We start from the raw sequence: 19,819 nt of genomic DNA on the forward strand, positions 1-19,819 counted from the left end.
CCGCGAGCTGCCCCAGCTATAACTTTTCTTATACCGCTGAGAAGGGCGCCCCTGCCATCACGTAACTTAGAGGGCATGAAGTTGTACACCAGAACTGGCGACAAGGGAGAAACGGGTCTGTATGGCACGGACCGGGTCAGCAAGGCCCATCCCCGCGTGGAGGCTTATGGCACAGTTGATGAACTCAACAGCATTCTGGGCGTTGCCCGCGCTCACCTGCGAGGCGAAAGCGACCCCTATCCGCGCTTGGACGCCGACCTGGAATATCTCCAGAACGCTCTTTTTGACCTGGGAGCCGATCTGGCCACCCGGAATGACAGCCGCTATCAGGCCAAGCTGGTCCGCATGGACGCTGAGGATTCTGCCACGCTGGAAGGGTTGATTGACTTGTATCAAGCGGAGGCTCCCGCGATGACAGGCTTCGTGCATCCCGGCGGGACACTGGCTGCGGCGCAGTTGCAGGTGGCCCGCGCCGTCGCCCGCCGCGCTGAGCGTGAAGTGATTCGCCTGGGCGAACTGGAAGAGTACAACCCCGAAGTCAAAGTCTACCTGAACCGCCTGTCGGACCTGCTCTTTGCGATGGCCCGCGCAGTCAATGCCCATGCCGGCATGACGGAAGATGGCTGGCTGGTCGGAGGTCGTCGCTAGCCACTGCTGGCTTTGGCGCAGTCTTTAGCTTCCAGAGGCGACACGGGCCTGACGCCTAGACTGCCGCTATGGCAAGTCAAGCAACCTCTCCTGGCCCTGCTCCTGCGGCCTTTCCATTGCCCCTGGATCACACCCATCTTCAAAAACTGGCCACCGCCGATCTGGTGCGCCCCGACCATCTGTTAGGGGCGCATCCGGTGGTCGAAGGTGGCGTCAGTGGTGTGCGCTTTGCCGTCTGGGCACCGCAGGCCCAGGCCATCCATGTGGTCGGTGATTTCAACGGCTGGCAGGAGGTCCATCTGCTGGAACGTCTGGACTTGGGCTATTGGGGCACCTTCGTGCCGGGCGCTCAGGCGGGACAGCTGTATAAGTTCCGCATTCATGGCGCAGATGGCCGGACGGTGGACCGGATTGATCCCTACGCCCGTGCCTTTGAAGCGCCGCCTGCTACCGCCAGCGTAATTTGGACCGACGACTACGCCTGGGACGACGCTGAATGGATGGCGAATCGTTCAGCCAGGCAAAGTGAGCCGGTCAGTATCTACGAGGTGCATGTGGGGTCGTGGCGTTACGATGACCGCGGCCAACCACTGGCTTACCGCGAACTGGCGCACGCTCTGGCCGACCATGTGCAGGACCTGGGCTTTACCCATGTGGAGCTGATGGGAGTCATGGCGCACCCCTTTTATGGCTCGTGGGGCTATCAAGTCACGGGCTATTACGCCCCGGAAGGGCGTCAGGGCACGCCTGAGGATTTCAAGTATTTGGTGGACCACCTGCACGGACGCGGGATCGGGGTGATTCTGGACTGGGTGCCGGGACATTTCCCCACCGATGATCACGCGCTGGCCCATTACGACGGCGCACCACTGTACGAGTACGCTGACCCGCGCAAGGGCTTCCATTACGACTGGAACACCCACATTTTCGACTATGGACGCAATGAAGTGGTGATGTTCCTGATCGGCTCGGCGCTGCGCTGGCTGCAGGATTTCCATGTGGACGGTCTACGGGTAGACGCGGTGGCGTCCATGCTGTATCTGGATTTCTCACGTGAGGAGTGGATGCCCAACATTCACGGTGGCCGGGAGAACCTGGAAGCCATCGCCTTCCTCAAGCGTCTGAACGAAGTGGTGCATCATATGGCCCCCGGCTGCATGATGGTGGCTGAGGAAAGTACGGCCTTTCCGGGTGTCACTCACCCCACGCCAGATGGGCTGGGCTTCGACTACAAGTGGGCGATGGGCTGGATGAACGATTCACTGGCTTACCTGGAGCGGGACCCGATCTACCGTCAATACGATCACCACAAGCTGACCTTTTTTAACGTTTACCGCAGCACTGAGCATTTCGTGTTGGCAATCAGCCACGACGAAGTGGTACACGGCAAAAAGCCGCTGGTGCTCAAGGCTCCCGGCGACTGGGAACAGCAGCGCGCCAACCTGCGGGCCTTTTATGCCTATATGTGGACCACGCCCGGCAAGAAGTTGCTGTTCATGGGTCAGGAGTTCGCTCATTCGCAGGAATGGAACCACGACGCGGCGCTGCCCTGGGAGCGGGCGGCCTGGGCAGATCATGCTGGGGTCAAGGAACTGGTGCGTGACCTCAACCGTCTCTATACCGAACGCCCCGACTGGTACGCGGGCGACACCCACCCCGAAGGCCTGCAGTGGTTGAACGCTGACGACGCTGAGAACAGCGTGTATATCTACCGCCGCGTTGCAGCTGAAGCTGGCCGTTCCAGTGTGATCGTGCTGAACATGACCCCGATGTACCGCCGCGATTACCATATGCCAGTGCCTGAAGCCGGAGCTTACCGCCTGCTGCTCAATACCGATTCAGGCCGCTACGGTGGCTGGAGTCACGAAATAGGCGAATTGCAGGCCTGGCAAGAGGAGCTGAATGGCCAGCCTGCCCGCCTGAGCCTGCATCTGCCGCCGCTCAGCGCACTTGTGCTGGAACGGGTGGGGGAGACACAGGGCTAATGGAGTCAGATCAAGCGGTGCCGGAGCAGCCCTCACAACGTGGCCCGGACCTGCTGTGGCAACTGAGTGTGGTGTTGTTGCTGGCGGTGGCTCTCAGTCTACTCTCGCCTCTTGTGGGTGGGCCGACTCCGCCGCTGGTCGCTGTTGCAGTCCTACTCGGTTTGCGCCTGATCTTGCAGGTCTGGCGAGCGGCGCATCTGGGGGAGGGTTACAACTTGGCTTCACTGGCCCTGTCAGCGCTGCTCCTCACCTTGCTGCTGTTCGAGATGGGACGCTCAACTTGAGCGCCTACTCACCCCATGCGTGGGGGATGAGCCGACGCTGAGAATCACTTAGACTAGATGGTATGCAGGTATTGCTCGCATTGTTCGCGCTGATTGTCGGTGGTCTCTATTTCACGGTAGGGCTACGCCTGGGTGCAGTGGCTATTACGCCAACCCCTATGTACGGTGCCAAGGGGACCAGTCAGTATGGTTTCCGTACCGCTGAACAGGGCAATAAGGTCGGGGTGAAGGGGTCATGCACCGCGGAAAAAGGCAGTGCCAACTTCTACATGGTCGACCCTAAGGGTCAGATTCAGTCCAGCGCCAGTTGTGTGCCGGGACAACCCTGGGCCATTAACCTTATGGCGGGGGGCGCACCGGGCATGTACGCGCTAAGGGTGGAATACAAGAACTTTACGGGCAAGATTGATATCACTGAGCAAAGGGCGGGCGGTAGTTACTGAGCCTTGGGTGGGGGCGCTGCGACGTACTTGATTGAGGGGCAGACTCCTCCACCGTCCTTGCTGGTAATGGACCCACGAACTTTGGTGGCCAAAGCTCCGCCAGAACCGCTCAGGCAAAGGCGCTATGGTGGGGGGCGAAATGCTGACTGTGGTAGAGCACCCCCTGATTCAACACAAACTCTCGCTGATGCGTGACGAGCGCACCGGGGTCAAGGAATTCCGTGAACTGGCCGGTGAATTGAGCCTGCTGCTCGCCTACGAGGCCATGCGTGATCTGGAACTGGTCCCAGTCCGTTTCGCCACGCCGGTGCAGGAGGGTGACTTCCCCATGCTCAGCGGCAAGAAGCTGGCCCTGGTCGCTATCCTGCGCGCTGGGTTGGTCATGACCGAGGCCATGACCGACCTGATTCCGGCAGCCAAGGTGGGTCATATCGGGATGTACCGCGACCCGGAAACATTGCAGCCAGTGGCCTACTACTCCAAACTGCCCGAGGACATCGGCAGCCGCCGGGTGTTTCTGACCGACCCCATGCTGGCGACGGGTGGCAGCGCAGTAGCAGCCATTGACAAGCTGAAGGAAGTCGGAGCCGAGCGGATCACTTTGATGTGTATCCTGGCTGCACCTGAAGGAATCGAAGTGATTCGGCAGGCCCATCCGGATGTGGACATCGTGACGGCTGCAGTGGACGAACGCCTCAACGACCATGGCTATATCGTGCCGGGCCTGGGTGATGCCGGGGACCGGATCTACGGAACCAAGTAAGGACGCTTTGATCTTGGACGTTTTGTATCAATGGCTGGACTCGCTGGGTGTGGCCGAACCGTTTGGACGAGGCTTTCTCAGCGTCTTGCTCACCTTTTTCACTGCCCTGGCCTTCACCTGGGCTTTTATTCCGCACCTGCTGCACTTTGCACTGGACAAGGGCTGGGCTGATCAGCCCAACGAACGCCGCCTGAACGTCAAGCCCCTGCCCAATGCAGGGGGACTGGCCATCTTTGCGGGGTTCATTGTCAGTCTGGTGGTGGCGTGGCTGCTGCGGCCCATCATCATTCAGGATGTGGTGATTCAGGTCCTGGCCATCTTGCTCGGCGGGTCCTGGCTGGTTCTGGTCGGATTCATTGACGATCAATTCGGGTTGTCCCCAGCGGTCCGCTTGGTGGTTCAGACCCTGGCCGCTGCGCTGCTGATGGTCAATGGATTAATGATCGACTTTGGCTCCATCCCGTATCTGGGAATCGTGCCGGAAGGGCTGAATACTCCACTGAGTGCCCTGGTGACCTGGCTGTGGATTGTGGGACTGACCAATGCCGTGAACCTGCTAGACGGCGTAGATGGCGTGGTGGGCGGCGTGGCCTTCGTGGCCAGTATGGTATTGCTGGTGACGGCGGCGCAGTTTCCCGACCGGGCCTCGGCCGTCATTCTGCTGGCCGGGCTGGCCGGGGCCACACTGGGCTATTTGCGGCACAACTTCAACCCCAGTCACATCATCATGGGAGATGCAGGCAGCACATTGCTGGGCTTTACGCTGGCCGCAGTGAGCTTGCTGGGGACCGTCAAGGCCACGGCCTCGGCCAGTGTGCTGCTGCCACTGCTGGTGCTGGCCTTGCCGATCATGGATACCACTCAAGTGGTGGTGGGCCGTCTGGCACGTGGCATCCGCAATCCGCTGGCCCATCCCGACAAGACCCACATCCATCACCGCGTACTGCAGAAGACAGAAAGTCCCCGCAAGACTGCGCTGACACTCTGGGCCGTGGCACTGGTGTTTGGGCTGGCAGGCATGGCCGCGCAGGGCGTCGAAATGGCGCCGCTGCTGGTCACGGGCGTGTTGATCGCCGTGTTGCTGGTGTGGGTGGCCTACACCCGCGTGCGGGCACACCGCCGCGAGCTGAGCACGGAGGAACGAGCATGACCCCTACCGTCAAGAGTCCAAGAATCGTCCTGGCGTTTGGCACCCGCCCCGAAGCGACCAAGATGGCTCCGGTGTACCGCGCCTTGCAGCGGCGCGATGACCTTACCCCGCTGATCCTCTCCACAGGGCAGCAGCGCGAGATGCTGGACAGCGCGATGGACGTGTTCGGCCTGCAGGCTGATCTGGACCTGGGAGTCATGACCGAGCGCCAGACCCTGGCTGGGCTGACCGGGCGCATCGTGCCGCAGGCTGGTGAGCGGTTGCGTGAGCTAGGCGCCGACATGGTCCTGGTCCACGGCGATACGACCACCAGTTTCTGCGTGGCCCTCAGCGCTTTTTACGAGGGCATTCCGGTAGGGCATGTAGAAGCCGGACTGCGTTCCTTCGACCTGTCAGCTCCCTTTCCAGAGGAGGCCAACCGCCGCCTGACCGGGGTGCTGTCCCGGCTGGACTTTGCGCCGACGGCCGCCAGTCGGGCCAACTTGCTGCGTGAGGGCAAAGACCCCGCCAGCATTTTCGTGACTGGGCAAACCGCGGTGGATGCCGTGCGTGAAGTGGCTGGACGCTTGCCACTACGCCCCGAGTGGCAGGCGCTCCGCGACGCTGGCCGCCAGCTGGTGACCGTGACCATGCACCGCCGCGAGAACTTGCCACATATGCGCGAGATAGCGGACGCACTGGCGACCCTGGCTGCCGAGCACTCAAATCACACTTTCATCTACCCGGTTCACTTGAATCCGGCGGTGCAGGAAGCGGTGCGGCCCGCGCTGCAAGGTGTTTCCAACTTCATCCTGACCGAACCGCTGGACTACGCCGAAATGGCCCCACTGATGGCGGCCAGTAGCTTGCTGCTGACCGATTCGGGGGGGTTGCAAGAGGAAGGTGCGGCATTGGGTGTGCCAGTCGCAGTCCTGCGTGACGTCACCGAGCGCCCTGAGGGGTTGGACGCGGGTGTCTTACGGTTGGCTGGAACCGACCCACAGCACATTCTGAAGCTGGGCCGCGAACTCTTGGCTGGCGGTGAGGCGCTGGAAGCCATGCGCCGCGCTCCTAATCCCTATGGCGATGGTCAGGCCGCTGGGCGGATTGCGCAGGCCGTGGCCTGGCACTTCGGCCTGGACGAGCGTCCCGCCGACTGGCTGGCTGCAGCCGCTACGCCATGACCTCCCCGCCGCTGGCGGTGGTCCTCAACCGCCGGGCGGGAGTGGGTCGCGCTGGCCATGAGTGGCCCCGGCTGCGTGGTGAGCTGGAAGCCTTGGGGGTGGAATACTGCCTGATTGACTGTGATACTCCCGCAGAGGCGTTGACTCAGGCGCGGGCGCTTCCCGCCAGTTGGGCGCTGGCGACAGTGGGCGGGGACGGCACGGCGGCGTCTGTCCTTCCTGAAGCGATAGAGGGCGGACGGCCGCTGCTGGTGCTCCCCTACGGAACGGGCAATGACTTTGCCGGTACCTTGGGCCTACGCCCCGGCGATTTCCGATCCGCCCTGCGGTGCCTGTCTCGTCCACCGGAACGGGTCGATGCCCTGCGTGTGACCTATGAGCTGGACGGTACCGAGCAGAGCGCCTACGTCCTCAATGGCCTCGGTATGGGGTTTGACGCCCAGTTGACAGCAATGCTCCCACTCGCTCCGGCCTGGACACGGGGAGCAGTGCGCTATGTCTGGGCTGCACTTGGTAGTCTCCGCGCCATGCAGACCAACCACTGCGCGGTAACGCTAGACGGTGAACCATGGGCAAGTGGCCCGACCATGCTCTGCTCGGTCATGAATGCCCGTACCCTAGGCGGCGGCTTTCAGTTCAATCCGGATGCCGATCTCTCGGATGGCCAACTGAATGTCGTGCTGGCTGCAGCAGTGCATCGCCGTGAGGTGCCAGGGCTGATTGCCCGGGTGCGCGGCGGCCACCATCTGACGCATCCGGCAGTCAAGTATCACCCTGCCCAAGTGGCCGAGCTGCGCTGGGACCAGCCGACCTATCTGCACATAGACGGCGAAGTGCGGGGCCAGTCGCGCTGGCTGCGGGCAGAAGTGTTGTCGGGTGCAGTGACGCTGCTGAATCAGGTGGGCTGACCTGATAAACGCGTTGGAAGCGTTGGCCCGGCCCGGTCCAGCGGCACCCTAATGGACCGCCCCAAGCCGATTCGGAAACGGGGTTGGACCTTTAGCGGTCCGCCGTTCTGGAAGACGTGGTAAGGCTGAGTTCTCTGCTCTGGCCAACGCTGTTCTGCCAGAGTGGCTGGAGTTAAGCAGCTGACAGGTGCTGGCCTCATCTTCAACCGACTTGCAAAGCTCTGCAGGCGAGCGGCAGCGAGGATGAGCGGGCCGGCCAGCGCCATTTCCGGGGCCTGCTGACGGAGGATGAATATGCCCAGCGGGCTGAAGTGGGCACCCTGCTGGGTGAAACCTTGCGCTGGCCCAATCCATTGCTGCCGCCTGGTCACACAAGCAACCGAAAGTTGGCGTTCCAACAAACTGGCCTCTCTATTCTATGCCGCTAGAATAAATATGCCTTGGGCCAGGCAACTGCGCGAGGCCCTGGGCGCGCAACCTGGCCGGATCACCGAGAAAGGAATCAGGAAGGTGATGACCGCAGAGTGTGGGCAAGAGACTGGGAAGCAATGAACTACCCCCGACACCTCATGGTGTGCCGGGGTTTCAAGGTCGGGAATCTATGACCGCGTGCGCTTATTTCGCCACGATATTCAGAATCCGCCCCGGCACGTAGATCACCTTGACCACGTCCTTGCCCTCCAAGTGCTTGGCAATTTCCGGGTTGGCCTGCGCGGCGACCAGGGCCTCATCCTGGCTGGCCTCCTTGCCAATCTCGATCTGGCCGCGCATCTTGCCCGTGACCTGTACGCCGATGTTGACGCTATCCCGTACCGCCGCTGACTCGTCCACTTGCGGCCAGGGCTGAAGATGGACACTGCCTGCTCCGCCACGCCCCTGCCAAAGTTCCTCGGCGATGTGCGGTACCACGGGAGCCAGCATCAGGGTGAACATGTTCAGAGCTTCTTCCCAAGCAGGCGTGCCATATCGGTCGCTGCGTCCAGCGCGGACCAGCACGTTGGTCAGTTCCATCAGCGCTGCCACGATGGTGTTGAAGCTCATCCGCCCGAAGTCGCTGTCGATCTTTTTCAGCGTGGAGTGCACCGCGTATCTCAGGTCGGCTTCGGTCATGTTCTCGCGGGGGCCATCCGGCTGCCCACCGAAATACAGGGTCCAGATGCGGCTCAGCCACTTGGCGGGACCGTTGATGCCTTTGGGGTCCCAGGGACCGCCCAGCTCCCACGGCGCGATGAACATCAGGTATGTCCGCACCGTGTCGGCGCCGTACTCCGCGACCAGATCATCGGGGTCCACGACGTTGCCGCGTGATTTGGACATTTTCTCGCCGTCCTCGGCCAGCACCATGCCCTGGTTGCGAACCCGCTTAAACGGCTCGCTCTGGTCCGTCAGCCCCATGTCACGCATCACCTTGGTCCAGAAGCGGCTGTACAGCAGGTGCAAAATGGCGTGCTCGATGCCCCCGGTGTAGAGATCTACCGGCATCATGCCCCGCTGAGCCGGGTCATAGGGGCCCGCGCCGTAGTCCGGCGAGAGGTAGCGGTACATGTACCAGCTACTGTCCACGAAGGTGTCCATGGTGTCGGTGTCGCGCTCGGCGGGGCCGCTGCAGTTCGGACAAGTGGCCTTGACCCACTCGGTGTCCAGCTTCAGCGGGCTCTGGCCGGTGGGGGTAAATTCTACATCGTCAGGCAGGCGCACGGGCAGCTGATCATCTGGCACCGGCTGCGGCCCACACTGCTCACAGTGGATGATGGGAATGGGGGTGCCCCAGTAGCGCTGGCGACCCACCAGCCAGTCCCGCAGGCGGAACGTGGTCTTGGCGCGGGCCACACCACGCGCCTCCAGTTGTTCCACGATGTTGGCGATACTTTCCTTACCACCGGGCAGTCCATCAAACTCACCGGAGTTCACGATGAGGCCTTCGCCGACGTACGGCTCACTGCCAGCTACATCCAGAGCTTCACCGCCCTCAGGGCGAATCACTTCCTGGATGGGCAGCTCAAATTTCTTCGCAAAGGCGAAATCACGCTCATCGTGGGCCGGCACCGCCATGATGGACCCGGTACCGTAGGTCACCAGAACGTAGTCCGCCACCCAGATGGGCAACTGATCGCCGCTGATAGGGTGGGTGGCGAAAGAGCCGGTAAACACGCCGGTTTTCTCGCCTTCCTGCTGGCGCTCCACGTCAGTCTTGCGGCCAGCGGCAGCGATGTAAGCCTCTACCGCTTCACGCTGTGCGTCGGTGGTCAATTCCTTCACCTTGGCATGTTCGGGGGCCAGCACCATAAAAGTCGCGCCCATCAGCGTGTCTGGCCGGGTAGTAAAGACCGTTTCCGGGCCTGCTGGAGTACTGAAGGTCACTTCGGCCCCCACCGACTTGCCGATCCAGTTGGTCTGCATCAGTCGCACCCGCTCCGGCATATCGGTGTCGCTGAAGTCCAGCAATTCGTCGGCATAGTCGGTGATTCTCAGGTACCACTGGCTGAGGTTGCGACGCTCTACCGGGGTGCCGCAGCGCTCACAGGCCCCGCCCACCACCTGCTCGTTGGCCAGCACCGTCTGATCCTTGGGACACCAGTTCACCAGGCCACCTTTCTTGTAGGCCAGACCTCGCTTGAAGAATTGCGTGAAGAACCACTGGTTCCAGCGGTAGTACTCCGGGTCGGAGGTGGCAAAGGTGCGGGTCCAGTCGATCATGCTGCCCATGCGCCCGAACTGACCCCGCATATGGGCGATGTTCTCGTAGGTCCAGCCCCGTGGATTGACCCCGCGCTTGATGGCGGCGTTCTCGGCGGGCAGTCCGAACGAATCGAAGCCCATCGGAAACAGCACATTGTATCCGCGCATGCGCATCCAGCGGGCGTGCGCGTCGGGGGCGACGGTGGCGTACCAGTGCCCGATGTGCAGATTTCCGCTGGGATAGGGAAACATGGTCAGCGCGTAGTGCTTCTGGCCAGGGGCCTGCGGGTCGAAGGTGTACAGGCCGCTTTGCTGCCAGCGCTCCTGCCACTGACCCTCAATGGCATGGGGATTGTAACGTTCCGGGCGCGGCTCTTGAATCTCGGGTCTGGTCATGGCGTATCTCCTTGTGGTCTGAACTGGTGCTGGTCATGGACCAAAAAAAATGGCCCCGCCCTATCAACGGAGCGGGACCCGGCGGCTGAGCTGTTCGGCTAGTCGCAGGGTCCCGCAGTGGGTAGGGCAGAGCGAATCACACGCCTAGTGTAAGGCATGGCGGCGCGGTGCGGCTACTCTTGGGTTTCGGCGCCCTCCTCGGTGGGAGCGTCAGTGGTTGGTGCAGGACTGGCTTCCTCGGACGTTTCAGTTTCTTCAGCGGCCTCGCCCTCTGCGGCAACGTCAGCCACGTTCGCCTCAGCGTTATTTTCCTCGGTTTCCCAGACCGTGCTGGGCACGCCCACCGAGTAGCCTTCGGGAATGTTCTCGGGCGGCAGCCCCCACATGGAGATGATGCTGGCAGACAACTCCTGGAAGATCGGTGCGGCCAGCTGTGAACCCTGAAACATCCCACTTTCCACTTTGGCGCCGTGGACCATCACGGCAATGGTGATGCGGGGGTCATGCGTCTGGCAAAAGCCCGCGTAGGTGGAATTGTACTGGCCTTTGACATATTTGCCGTCCTCAACCAGCTGGGCTGTGCCGGTCTTGCCCGCGCAGCTATAACCGTTGATCCCCGCCGCGTGCCGGATACCTTCCAGTGCGGTCTGAAGCATCGGTTTGATCTGCCGAGCCTCGGTATTTTTCAGCACCTCACGGCGCTCGCCAAAAGTACTGCCCTCAACCAGTTTGGGCGGAATGTACAGGCCGTCGTTGGCTAGCACATTAAAGGCAGCCGCCAAGTCCAGGGTGGTTCCGCTGACACCCTGCCCAAAGCCGCTGTTGGTTTCGACTAGGGGTCCCCAGCGGTCTTCAGACTGCACGATGCCACGCTCGGTCCGCACTGGCCCCAGGTCCACCCGGCGGCCAAAGCCGTAAGACATCAGATAATCGCGTAGGGTGGTGCCTGGCAGCTCTTCCACGATGTGCGAGATGCCGACGTTGCTGGAGTAGCGCAGCACTTCGGTGGTGGTCAGCTGCGCCGGATGCTGCACCGAGTCACCGATGGTGCTGCCGGACTCCTGATCGCCCACATAACGCCGCATCGGGGTATCGAATACGGTGTTGGGAGTAATGACCCCCTCGTTCAGCGCCGCCGCCACCGTCAGGCCCTTGACCGGAGAGCCTGGCTCGTACACATCCAGCAGGGGACGGTTGCGCCAGTCGCTGGGTTCATGCTCACGCCAGTGGTTGGGGTCAAAGGGCGGGTAGCTGGCGGCGGCCAGGATACGCCCGGTGCGGGTTTCCAGCACGATGGCCGAGCCTGAATCGCCACCGGACTCAGGAATGCGCCGCGCCAGCGCTGCTTCCGCCTGTGCCTGAATACGCGGATTGATGGTCAAAGTCACGTCCTGCCCGCTTTCCAGTTGCGGATTATAGGCGTGCTCAATGCCTTCCAGGCCCTCCTGGGTGCCCATCATGCCCACCACCTGGCCGCCCAGTGCGCCCTGGGGATACTGGCGTTCACCATCCACCGAGCGGGCCATCACGGTGCCGTCCGCGGCCAAGATGTCACCCCGGCCCTGCACCACTTGCCGCGAGAGGCTTTTTGGCATGGACCATTCCAGTTGGGCGTAGCCCCAGGTCAGGCTCAGGAAGATAAAGGCCGCCAGCAGATACATCAGCCGGGCACGGTTACGCATTTTAATTTCCACGGGGTTCTTCTCCTGTGGTGGGGGATGAAGGGGAACGCCATTCGGTGCGCACCTCCAGCTGCGCCGGAGGGGTCTGCGCAGGCTGGGGGAGACTGACGCCACTGATCTCGGCACTTCGCTTCAGAGAATCGGCAAAGCGCAGCATGTCCTGCTCCTCGGCCCAGGCGGTGATGCGACTGGCACTTTGCAGGGTCTGCACTTCCATGGAAAGGCCGTCACGCTCCACGACCAACAGCTGGCTGGCCTCCTGGGTGTCCAGCAGCGTGCTGCGAATGTCCGAGGTTTGGACGCGCAGGCCTACCAACAGCAGGCTGAGCAGCACCCACAGGCTGAGGAGCCGAATGGCCCAGCCGCGCCAGTAAGCCTCGGAGTGGCGCTCCTGCGCCTTTTGGCGGGCTGAGCTCATAACCACTGCTTCGGAACGTGTAGGCACCCCTTCGGCTGGCTGTATGGCGGGTTTACCTGGTAGAGCGGTCACTTCTCTACCTCCAGTTCAGCCACCCGCAGTTTGGCACTACGCGAACGAGGATTGCCTTGCAGCTCTTCATCATCAGCAGTGATGGGCCGTTTGGTCACAGGGGTCAGGCGTTGACTGCTCAGCAGGAATCGTTTGACGATGCGGTCTTCCAGAGAGTGAAAGGAAATCACGGCCAACCGCCCGCCCGGAGCAAGCAGGGTTTCCGCAGCCTGCAGCCCATCACGCAGTGCGCCCAATTCATCGTTCACGGCAATCCGTAGGGCTTGGAAGGTCCGCCGTGCTGGGTGAATACCGCGCACGAATCCAGGATAGGCCCGCTTGACCAGATCGGCCAGCTGGGTGGTCGTCTCTATGGGAGCCTGGTTGCGAGCGGCCACGATGGCCCGTGCAATTCGGCGTGAATGTTTTTCCTCGCCGTATTCGAAGATCAGGGCGGCCAGCTCGGATTCTTCAAGATCATTGACCAAATCGGCGGCGCTGGGACCACCCTGGCTCATTCGCATATCCAGTGCTGCTTCGGAGTGGTAGGAAAATCCACGTGCCGCGTCGTCCAGTTGAAATGAGCTGACCCCGATATCTAACAGGATGCCGTCCACCTGGGTCACGCCAATGCGGCCTAGCAAAGACACCATGTCGCGGAAATTGCCCTGTACCGTCCGTAGACCACTCAGTCCTTCGGCGCCCACCCGGTTCAGGGCGTACGGGTCCTGATCGATGCCGATTACTGAAGCGCCGCGTTCAAGCAACATGCGGGTGTGACCTGCGCCGCCCAGGGTACCGTCCACAATCAGTCGGCCCGGTGCAGGCTGAAGCGCGTCTAGCACCTGCTGGGGCAGTACGGGTTGATGGGTCAGGTCAGGGGTTTGGATCATGTTCAGGTCCGGTCAAAGTGAGGAAGAGTGGGAAGATGTGGATTAAATTCAGCACAGAGGCGTGAGGAGAAGATGGGGCATAGGAGCTCAGACCACCAGCGAGCGGAGCAATTCGTTCGGTGGGGCGCTTTCAGTGAAGGTCTGGTCAATCGCCTCGGCCCAGCGCTCCGGGTTCCAGAGTTCCAGGCGACCCGGAGCGCCCACCACCACGGCCTGTGTATCCAGAGCTGCGAACTGGCGCAGTGGCCCAGGCACGGAAATACGTGACTGACCGTCCAAGCGGCCTTTGGAAGCTCCTGAGTAGAAGAACCGGACGAAGGAACGTGCGGGCGCGTCGGTAATAGGCAGACCTTCAAGTTGTTCCTCAATCCGCCGCCAGGCTGACAGCGGAAACAGGTAAAGGCAGCCCTCCATGCCGCGGGTCAGGATCAGACCGTCTTCTACAAATTCACGGAAGCTGGGCGGCATGACCAGCCGGCCCTTGTCATCCAGATTGTAAGGGTATTCTCCAAACGGCACAGACGCTCCTCGGTCGGTCTGCCCTGGGTAGTCCCAGGCAGCAGCAGAGGCAGCCTGCCCCGGCTGCCGCCAGTGTAGCAGGCTATTTCCCCGAATTACCACCAGTTCCCACCAACTTCCCACCATCAATGTAAAAGAGGGCCTACCTCCCACCCATCCTCCACCTGCTGAACCAAAACAGATCTGGTCGGCAATCTACTTCCCACCTACCCTCTATGAAGAAGTAGCGTCAGCGCTTCAGCGCCGTATTCAGCCAGCCTGAAATCTGATGCAGGGCGGCTGGGTCCAGCGTGACTGATTGCTGAGCATATTCCGACGGCAGGCCGCTGCGGGCCGGTTGTAGTAAATGGTTCAGTCCGGGCAGTTCGCGGATCAGGTTGCCGGGCTGGGTCTCCAGCAGCTTCTGCATGAGGAGGTATCCAGCCGCCCGCGGCACTTGCAGGTCACGTTCCCCGAACAGGGCCAGAGTAGGAACTTGGTTCCGGCGCAGCGCCGGACGTGGATCATAGGTCACAAAGTCACGCAGATACGGCGACTGCACGAAGGGGCGCGAGTGAAGCCAAGCTTGCTCCACCTCGCTGCCAGACAGGTCGGTGTGATCTGGGCGCAGGGCCTGTCCGGCCAGGGCCTGGCGCTGCAACGCGGCCCTTGCCTCGATCTGCGTAAGGTTCAGTCCACTGGCGTTCAGTTGGGCACGCAATTGCTGGTCCAGCAGTTCGGCTCCTGTCACCGCTGGCCCAGTGAGGAGCACCAAGTAGGCGGGCGCAGGCTGAAGCTGCTGCGCCGCCATGACCGCCAGTGAACTGCCCTCGGAGTGACCGATCAACCCCACTTGCCCGGCGCGAACCGCAGGATGATGCCGCAAGAAGGTCACGGCCTGCACCAGATCACCGCTCAGATCACGGTAGCGGCTGGCATAGAGGTCGCCGCCCGAACCGCCGGTGCCCCGGTCGTCCAGCCGCAGCACGGCGTAGCCCTGGCGCGTCAAGTGATCGGCCAGCACCAGAAAAGGGCGGTGGCCGTGCAGGGTAGAGTCGCGGTCCTGCGGGCCACTGCCACTGACCAGCAGCGCGGCGGGAAAAGGCCCCTGGCCTGCGGGCAAAGTCAGCGTGCCACGCAGGGGCACCGCCCCCTGCCCCAGCACGGTGACCTCCTGCGTGCGGTAGGGCAGCGGTGGGCGCGGTTCCTGGGGCCGCGCTGGCAGCGTGACCCGGCCCGGCCATAGGGTAACAGGGGCGCGGTAAGCTCCCTGGCTGAAACTGCCCTGCAAGATGCTGGCGCGGCCCTGGCCTGTGCGCTTGAGGGTCAGGGTCGGTTGCCCAGGCCAGCGACTCAGCTGCACCCGCAGCCCATCCGAGTCGCCAGATTTGGTGAGGGCGGCCAACTGTCCACGTACGCCCTGATCCGGGAGCCACAGTTCAGCTTGCCGGGTGCCAACGGGGGGTTGATCAGAGCGCAGCGTGAGACCCAGCGGCACTTCTCGCTCGCCCTGTCTGATCCAGCCATGCCATTCCTCGGTGGCTGCTGCAGTTGGAGAGGCAGCCAATGCGGGTGGACGGGCTGGCACCGGCATACTGGTGGACAGCATGGCCGGGGCCGCTGCGGGCAGCAGCAGGGTCAGAGCAAGAAGCAAACTGGGCATGGTCGGGGCATCCTCAAGGCTGCGATAGAAGCAGCCAGACAGCGCAGTCTAGACCATACGGCGGGGAAGCGGCCATGAGAGAGGGTTCACTTCTGACGGGACTGAAGTTGAAGGACTTGGCTTCCACCCCCTTCAACCCATGTGGCCCGTCAGACTTCCCCGTAGGTGTTCTTCTATTGCAGGGCCGCACTGAGGCGGCTCAACGCTTCACGCAGCACGGGGCGCGAGGTGGCGAAGTTCAGCCGCACAAAGCCTTGCAGGGTGCTTCCCTCTTCCGGAATGGTAAAGGTCGTGCCATCGTTCAGGGCCACACCACGTTCAATCAAGTAGGTTTGCATCCGGGCCGCCTGGGGGTGCTGGTGCAGGTCCAGCCAGGCCAGGTAGGTGGCTTCCGGGGCCGTAAAGCGGACCAGCGGCTCAGATTCGGCCCACTCACGGACCAGTTCGCGGTTGCCATGCAGGTAGTCCATCACTTCTTCGCGCCAGGGTTGGGCATGGGTCAGGGCCAGTTCCCAGGCGCTGGCATTGTAGGCTCCCAGGTGGCCGACCAGCCCGCCCACTGCGGCTTGTATCCGCTCCAGCAGCTCGGGATTGCGGCTGATCATGGCACCCGCAGCAATGCCCGCCAGGTTGTAGGCCTTGCCGGGGCCAGTCAGCACTACGGTCCGGTCAGCGGCATCTGGCTCGGAGGCCATGCTGCGGAACTCTGGCGCACCGGGGTAGCACAGATCGGCGTGCAACTCGTCCGAGCAGATGGTCAGGTCATGCCGCTTGGCGACCTGGGCCAGCTGGCGGCGTTCCTCGTCCGTCCAGATTCGCCCGGTGGGGTTGTGGGGATGGCACAGCAGCATGAGGCGGGTCTGGGGCGTGATGGCCGCTTCCAGCGCGTCCCAGTCGATCTGCCAGCCTGCGTCGGTGTGGACCAGCGGCGCACTTTTCCACACCCGCCCTTGCTTCTGCACCGAGTGGTGGAACGGCGGGTAGGTGGGCGTCAGGGCCACCACTTCTTCGCCGGGTTGGGTAAAGGCGGCGACGGCGGCGTACAACCCCTGCACCACCGAAGGAATCAAGGTGATCTGCTGACCAAGCAGGCCCGGCACGCCCTCCTGGGCCAGTTTCTGGATCAGCAGTTGGCGCAGGGGAATGTCGGGGCTTTCGGTGTTCGCGTAGCCCATCGGCTGTTCCAGACGGTCTTGCAGCGCGGCTTTGAGCTCGTCGGAGATGGGCAGGTCCATATCGGCCACCCACAGAGGCAGGGCGTGTTCGGGGTAGGTGCTCCACTTCACGCTGACGGGGTGCCGCAGCTGCTCTTCGGTCAATGAGTCGAAGCGGTGCGGCTCTGGCGAAAATCCGGGTTGTGGGTCAGAAGTCATGGGGACATGATATGGATTGGCCTGAGGATGAAAGGAAGACAGCCACTGGTTGGAAAGAGGGTGGGTGGTGTAAAGGCTCAAGCCATGCGCGCAGAAGCGGGCCAACGGATTTGCCTGGCGGCTTGCTGCGGTCGCATCTGTCCTGCCAGGACCATCCGTTACACTGATCCGCATGATTACGATCATCGGTGCCATGGACGAAGAAATCAGTTTGCTGCGCGGGCTTCTTACAGGCCGGACTGAAGAAAACATCCTGGGCGTGACCGTCTACAAAGGCGAGCTGGATGGGGTGCCGGTGATGCTCAGCCAGGGTGGCATTGGCAAGGTGAACGCGGCCAAGACCGCCACCATCTTGCTGCTTCAAGGGGCCAGCAGCGTGATTTTCACGGGCGTGGCTGGCGGCGTGCATCCATCTCTGAAGGTGGGCGATCTGGTGGTGAGCACCGATCTGGTGCAGCACGACGTAGACGTGACGCCATTGGGCTACGCGGTGGGGACCATTCCCGGCGAGGGCGCGACCTGGGCGGCCGATGCACACTTGCGCGAGGTGGCCCTGGCCGCCGCCGAAGCGGTGAGCGGCGTCCAGGTCTATGAGGGCCGGGTCGCCAGTGGAGACCAGTTCATCGCGTCGGTGGCAGGCTCACAGGGCCTGCATGATCGCTACCAGGCATACTGCGCGGAGATGGAGGGCGCGGCAGTAGCCCAAGTCTGTGCTTCGGCGGGCGTGCCTTTCGTGGTGATCCGGGCCATCAGCGATACGGCGGACCACGCAGCCAACGTGGACTACCGTTCGTTCTTCCCACAGGTGGCCCAACACGCCGGGGCCCTGGTGCGCGGCATGGTCAGGCAGTTGGCCGCTGAGCCGCACACCGCGCGTGGGCACTGAGCCGGGGGCGAACCTGCCCCGCCCCTTGCTGGAGCACCCCGACTTTTATGCCCTGCACAAGCCCGCCGGCTGGCTGACCCATCCAGTCCGGTCGCACGGTTCTGCCCGCGCTCCTGATTTGGTGAGTTACTGGCAGGGTCAGACAGGTGAGTCGGGTCTGGGACCGCCGCACCGTCTGGACCGGGAAACTTCAGGGACGATCTTGCTCAGCCGCGACCCCGAGTCGGCGCGGCGCTTTTTCGTGCTGTTCCGGCAACAGTTGGTCAGTAAGACCTATCTCGCCATCGTCCAGGGTGAACCCCGCTGGGCCGAGCAGGAATTGGACGCCCCACTAGGCGAACTGGGCCTGGGTGGCGGCAACCGCGTGATCATGCGTCAGGGCGTGATTCCAGATGGCAAGCCCGCTGTTACCCGGTTGCGCGTTCTGGAACGTCGCGCCGGACACGCGCTGATTGAAGCCCGCCCCCGCACTGGGCGGCTGCACCAGATTCGCGCCCACCTTTACCACCTTGGCCTGCCACTGGTGGGAGACAAAATCTATGGCACTGACCCGGACGCCTTCTTGGAGTTCCGAGAGACGGGGCAGACCCCGGAGTTGACCCGCCGCCTGGGCCTGCCCCGTCAAGCGCTTCACGCTGCCGCCCTGCACTTCCCCTGGGACGGAGCGCAGGTGCGTGTCCGTGATTCATTGCCGGGCGATATGCAGGGCTTCTGGGATGGTTTGGCAGAGACTTCGTTGCAGCGGGCTGGGGGCTGACCGTGCATTGCAGGCATTCCATGTCGCTCAGCCCTTGGCCTTCGAGACAATAAATTGCCCTGACCGAACGCCCGGAATCAGACTGCTACAATCGGCCCTGTGTCCATAGAGCTGATCCCCGCCACCGATCCACAGGCTTACAACGACGTTGTGGCCGCCATGCCGCTCAGCAGCCCCCTGCAGGGCTGGGGCTACGGCGAGGCCCGGCGCGTGCTGGGGCAAACCCCCGAACGTTACCTGCTGCGGCGGTCCGGTGAAACGGTGGGCGCGGTGCAGCTGATCCGTAAACGGCTGCTTCCCGGCTTTTCGACCCTCTACGCCCCGCGTGGCCCGGCCCTGCTGAATACCGATCTGCTGCCCGAGTTCGGCCAGGCGGTGCAGGCCATTCGCCGCGCAGGCGACACCCTGCTCAAGATTGAGCCGCCGCTGGCCATTCCCGCTGACAACTCGCAGGAAGTCCCCGCTGCCTTTGGACGCTTTGAGCGGGCCGCCACCGAGCAGCCGGAACACACCATCATCCGTGAATTGAGCGGTACCGAGGACGCTCTGTTCGGGAGCCTGCACTCCATGGCCCGCCGCAACGTCCGCACCGCTCAGAAGCGTGGCGTACACGCTGGCCGTGACGACGACTTCGAGGCGTTCTGGGAGATTTTTACCGCCACCAACGAGCGGGCGAAGCTGGGGGCCTTCCCACGGGCCTACTACGAAACCATGCTGCGTGAGGGCGCCAAGTATGGCGGCGACGCCTATCTGATTCTCTCGCGCCATGAGGGCCGCGCCCTGGCGGGCGGCTTCTTTCTCGCGCTGGGCGAACACACCTGTTATCTCTACGGCGGCAGCGTGCGTGATGACCGCCCCGGCGAAGGCGGCGAGGCCCGCAAAGACGTGAAGGCTCCCGACGCCTTTTACTGGAACGCCCTGCTGGACGCCAAAGCGCACGGCTACCGCGTGTTCGACTTCTGGGGCATTCCCCGCGAACTGGACGAATCCAAGCACTCGTTCGGTGTGTTCAAGATGAAGCTGAAGTTTTCTGAGGACCGCGTCTGGTTCCCGGCCTACGATCTGCCACTGAATGCAGCGGCTCCAGTGATTACCAAGGCCCTGCGCTGGCGTAAAACCCAGAACAACATCCGCAAGCGTGGCAGTGCCGAAGACGTGCTGTAAGGGCCCGTAAAGCAA

The 19,819-nt window shown here is 62.7% G+C and carries 18 protein-coding genes; 11 read left to right on the top strand and 7 right to left on the bottom strand.

Annotation, left to right across the window (positions count from 1 at the left end):
* Positions 1-75: 75 nt before the first annotated feature.
* The 8 genes from LMT64_RS04110 to LMT64_RS04145 all read left to right on the top strand — a co-directional run bounded on the left by LMT64_RS04110 (position 76) and on the right by LMT64_RS04145 (position 7,344).
* Positions 76-648, top strand: coding sequence for a cob(I)yrinic acid a,c-diamide adenosyltransferase (locus LMT64_RS04110; RefSeq protein ID WP_126351614.1), 573 nt, complete (start codon positions 76-78; stop codon positions 646-648).
* A 68-nt stretch (positions 649-716) separates the two neighbouring features.
* Entirely contained in the window at positions 717-2,633 is a 1,917-nt protein-coding gene (gene glgB / locus LMT64_RS04115) for a 1,4-alpha-glucan branching protein GlgB (protein ID WP_126351615.1), read from the top strand.
* Complete coding sequence (locus tag LMT64_RS04120) at positions 2,633-2,917, top strand: hypothetical protein (RefSeq protein ID WP_126351616.1); 285 nt, start codon at positions 2,633-2,635, stop codon at positions 2,915-2,917. The genes glgB and LMT64_RS04120 overlap by 1 nt, the downstream gene beginning before the upstream one ends.
* A 62-nt stretch (positions 2,918-2,979) precedes the next feature.
* Positions 2,980-3,360, top strand: coding sequence for a hypothetical protein (locus LMT64_RS04125; RefSeq protein ID WP_126351617.1), 381 nt, complete (start codon positions 2,980-2,982; stop codon positions 3,358-3,360).
* Positions 3,361-3,499: 139 nt separating this feature from the next.
* Positions 3,500-4,123, top strand: coding sequence for a uracil phosphoribosyltransferase (upp, locus tag LMT64_RS04130; RefSeq protein WP_126351618.1), 624 nt, complete (start codon positions 3,500-3,502; stop codon positions 4,121-4,123).
* Between the two features lie 13 nt (positions 4,124-4,136).
* Positions 4,137-5,273 (top strand): MraY family glycosyltransferase, encoded by a 1,137-nt coding sequence (locus LMT64_RS04135; protein WP_229253377.1) that lies wholly within the window; start codon positions 4,137-4,139, stop codon positions 5,271-5,273.
* Positions 5,270-6,436: a non-hydrolyzing UDP-N-acetylglucosamine 2-epimerase gene (wecB, locus tag LMT64_RS04140; RefSeq protein WP_126351620.1), complete on the top strand. Its 1,167-nt coding sequence runs from the start codon at positions 5,270-5,272 to the stop codon at positions 6,434-6,436. Before LMT64_RS04135 ends, wecB begins: the two co-directional genes overlap by 4 nt.
* Positions 6,433-7,344 (top strand): diacylglycerol/lipid kinase family protein, encoded by a 912-nt coding sequence (locus LMT64_RS04145; RefSeq protein WP_126351621.1) that lies wholly within the window; start codon positions 6,433-6,435, stop codon positions 7,342-7,344. Before wecB ends, LMT64_RS04145 begins: the two co-directional genes overlap by 4 nt.
* A gap of 615 nt (positions 7,345-7,959) precedes the next feature.
* On the opposite strand, the gene leuS is transcribed toward LMT64_RS04145, so the two are convergent.
* The 7 genes from leuS to LMT64_RS04180 all read right to left on the bottom strand — a co-directional run bounded on the left by leuS (position 7,960) and on the right by LMT64_RS04180 (position 16,997).
* Entirely contained in the window at positions 7,960-10,419 is a 2,460-nt protein-coding gene (leuS, locus tag LMT64_RS04150; RefSeq protein WP_126351622.1) for a leucine--tRNA ligase, read from the bottom strand.
* 173 nt (positions 10,420-10,592) lie between these two features.
* Entirely contained in the window at positions 10,593-12,113 is a 1,521-nt protein-coding gene (locus tag LMT64_RS04155) for a peptidoglycan D,D-transpeptidase FtsI family protein (protein ID WP_126351623.1), read from the bottom strand.
* The gene (locus LMT64_RS04160) at positions 12,103-12,519 is read right to left on the bottom strand and encodes a hypothetical protein (RefSeq protein WP_126351624.1); all 417 of its coding nucleotides are present in this window, start codon (positions 12,517-12,519) and stop codon (positions 12,103-12,105) included. The genes LMT64_RS04155 and LMT64_RS04160 overlap by 11 nt, the downstream gene beginning before the upstream one ends.
* A 68-nt stretch (positions 12,520-12,587) precedes the next feature.
* On the bottom strand, positions 12,588-13,463 hold the full coding sequence (rsmH, locus tag LMT64_RS04165; protein ID WP_126351625.1) for a 16S rRNA (cytosine(1402)-N(4))-methyltransferase RsmH: 876 nt from the start codon (positions 13,461-13,463) through the stop codon (positions 12,588-12,590).
* A gap of 87 nt (positions 13,464-13,550) precedes the next feature.
* Positions 13,551-13,982: a division/cell wall cluster transcriptional repressor MraZ gene (mraZ, locus tag LMT64_RS04170; RefSeq protein ID WP_126351626.1), complete on the bottom strand. Its 432-nt coding sequence runs from the start codon at positions 13,980-13,982 to the stop codon at positions 13,551-13,553.
* A 229-nt stretch (positions 13,983-14,211) separates the two neighbouring features.
* Entirely contained in the window at positions 14,212-15,624 is a 1,413-nt protein-coding gene (locus LMT64_RS04175; protein ID WP_126351627.1) for an alpha/beta hydrolase family protein, read from the bottom strand.
* Between the two features lie 173 nt (positions 15,625-15,797).
* Positions 15,798-16,997: a MalY/PatB family protein gene (locus tag LMT64_RS04180; RefSeq protein ID WP_126351628.1), complete on the bottom strand. Its 1,200-nt coding sequence runs from the start codon at positions 16,995-16,997 to the stop codon at positions 15,798-15,800.
* Between the two features lie 172 nt (positions 16,998-17,169).
* Between LMT64_RS04180 and LMT64_RS04185 the strand changes: the two genes are divergently transcribed.
* The 3 genes from LMT64_RS04185 to LMT64_RS04195 all read left to right on the top strand — a co-directional run bounded on the left by LMT64_RS04185 (position 17,170) and on the right by LMT64_RS04195 (position 19,804).
* Positions 17,170-17,883: a 5'-methylthioadenosine/adenosylhomocysteine nucleosidase gene (locus LMT64_RS04185; protein WP_126351629.1), complete on the top strand. Its 714-nt coding sequence runs from the start codon at positions 17,170-17,172 to the stop codon at positions 17,881-17,883.
* Positions 17,873-18,640, top strand: coding sequence for an RluA family pseudouridine synthase (locus tag LMT64_RS04190; protein ID WP_126351630.1), 768 nt, complete (start codon positions 17,873-17,875; stop codon positions 18,638-18,640). Before LMT64_RS04185 ends, LMT64_RS04190 begins: the two co-directional genes overlap by 11 nt.
* 99 nt (positions 18,641-18,739) lie before the next feature.
* Positions 18,740-19,804, top strand: coding sequence for a lipid II:glycine glycyltransferase FemX (locus LMT64_RS04195; RefSeq protein WP_229253378.1), 1,065 nt, complete (start codon positions 18,740-18,742; stop codon positions 19,802-19,804).
* The last annotated feature ends 15 nt before the right edge of the window (positions 19,805-19,819 follow it).

Origin of the sequence: Deinococcus radiophilus, assembly GCF_020889625.1 — a bacterium.
Classification (GTDB): domain Bacteria; phylum Deinococcota; class Deinococci; order Deinococcales; family Deinococcaceae; genus Deinococcus; species Deinococcus radiophilus.

Excerpts from the sequence above, each read along its gene's own strand:
- LMT64_RS04110 (WP_126351614.1), top strand. The coding sequence starts at position 76 with ATGAAGTTGTACACCAGAACTGGCGACAAGGGAGAAACGGGTCTGTAT.
- glgB (WP_126351615.1), top strand. The coding sequence starts at position 717 with ATGGCAAGTCAAGCAACCTCTCCTGGCCCTGCTCCTGCGGCCTTTCCA.
- LMT64_RS04120 (WP_126351616.1), top strand. The coding sequence starts at position 2,633 with ATGGAGTCAGATCAAGCGGTGCCGGAGCAGCCCTCACAACGTGGCCCG.
- LMT64_RS04125 (WP_126351617.1), top strand. The coding sequence starts at position 2,980 with ATGCAGGTATTGCTCGCATTGTTCGCGCTGATTGTCGGTGGTCTCTAT.
- upp (WP_126351618.1), top strand. The coding sequence starts at position 3,500 with ATGCTGACTGTGGTAGAGCACCCCCTGATTCAACACAAACTCTCGCTG.
- wecB (WP_126351620.1), top strand. The coding sequence starts at position 5,270 with ATGACCCCTACCGTCAAGAGTCCAAGAATCGTCCTGGCGTTTGGCACC.
- LMT64_RS04145 (WP_126351621.1), top strand. The coding sequence starts at position 6,433 with ATGACCTCCCCGCCGCTGGCGGTGGTCCTCAACCGCCGGGCGGGAGTG.
- leuS (WP_126351622.1), bottom strand. The coding sequence starts at position 10,419 with ATGACCAGACCCGAGATTCAAGAGCCGCGCCCGGAACGTTACAATCCC.
- LMT64_RS04160 (WP_126351624.1), bottom strand. The coding sequence starts at position 12,519 with ATGAGCTCAGCCCGCCAAAAGGCGCAGGAGCGCCACTCCGAGGCTTAC.
- rsmH (WP_126351625.1), bottom strand. The coding sequence starts at position 13,463 with ATGATCCAAACCCCTGACCTGACCCATCAACCCGTACTGCCCCAGCAG.
- LMT64_RS04175 (WP_126351627.1), bottom strand. The coding sequence starts at position 15,624 with ATGCCCAGTTTGCTTCTTGCTCTGACCCTGCTGCTGCCCGCAGCGGCC.
- LMT64_RS04180 (WP_126351628.1), bottom strand. The coding sequence starts at position 16,997 with ATGACTTCTGACCCACAACCCGGATTTTCGCCAGAGCCGCACCGCTTC.
- LMT64_RS04185 (WP_126351629.1), top strand. The coding sequence starts at position 17,170 with ATGATTACGATCATCGGTGCCATGGACGAAGAAATCAGTTTGCTGCGC.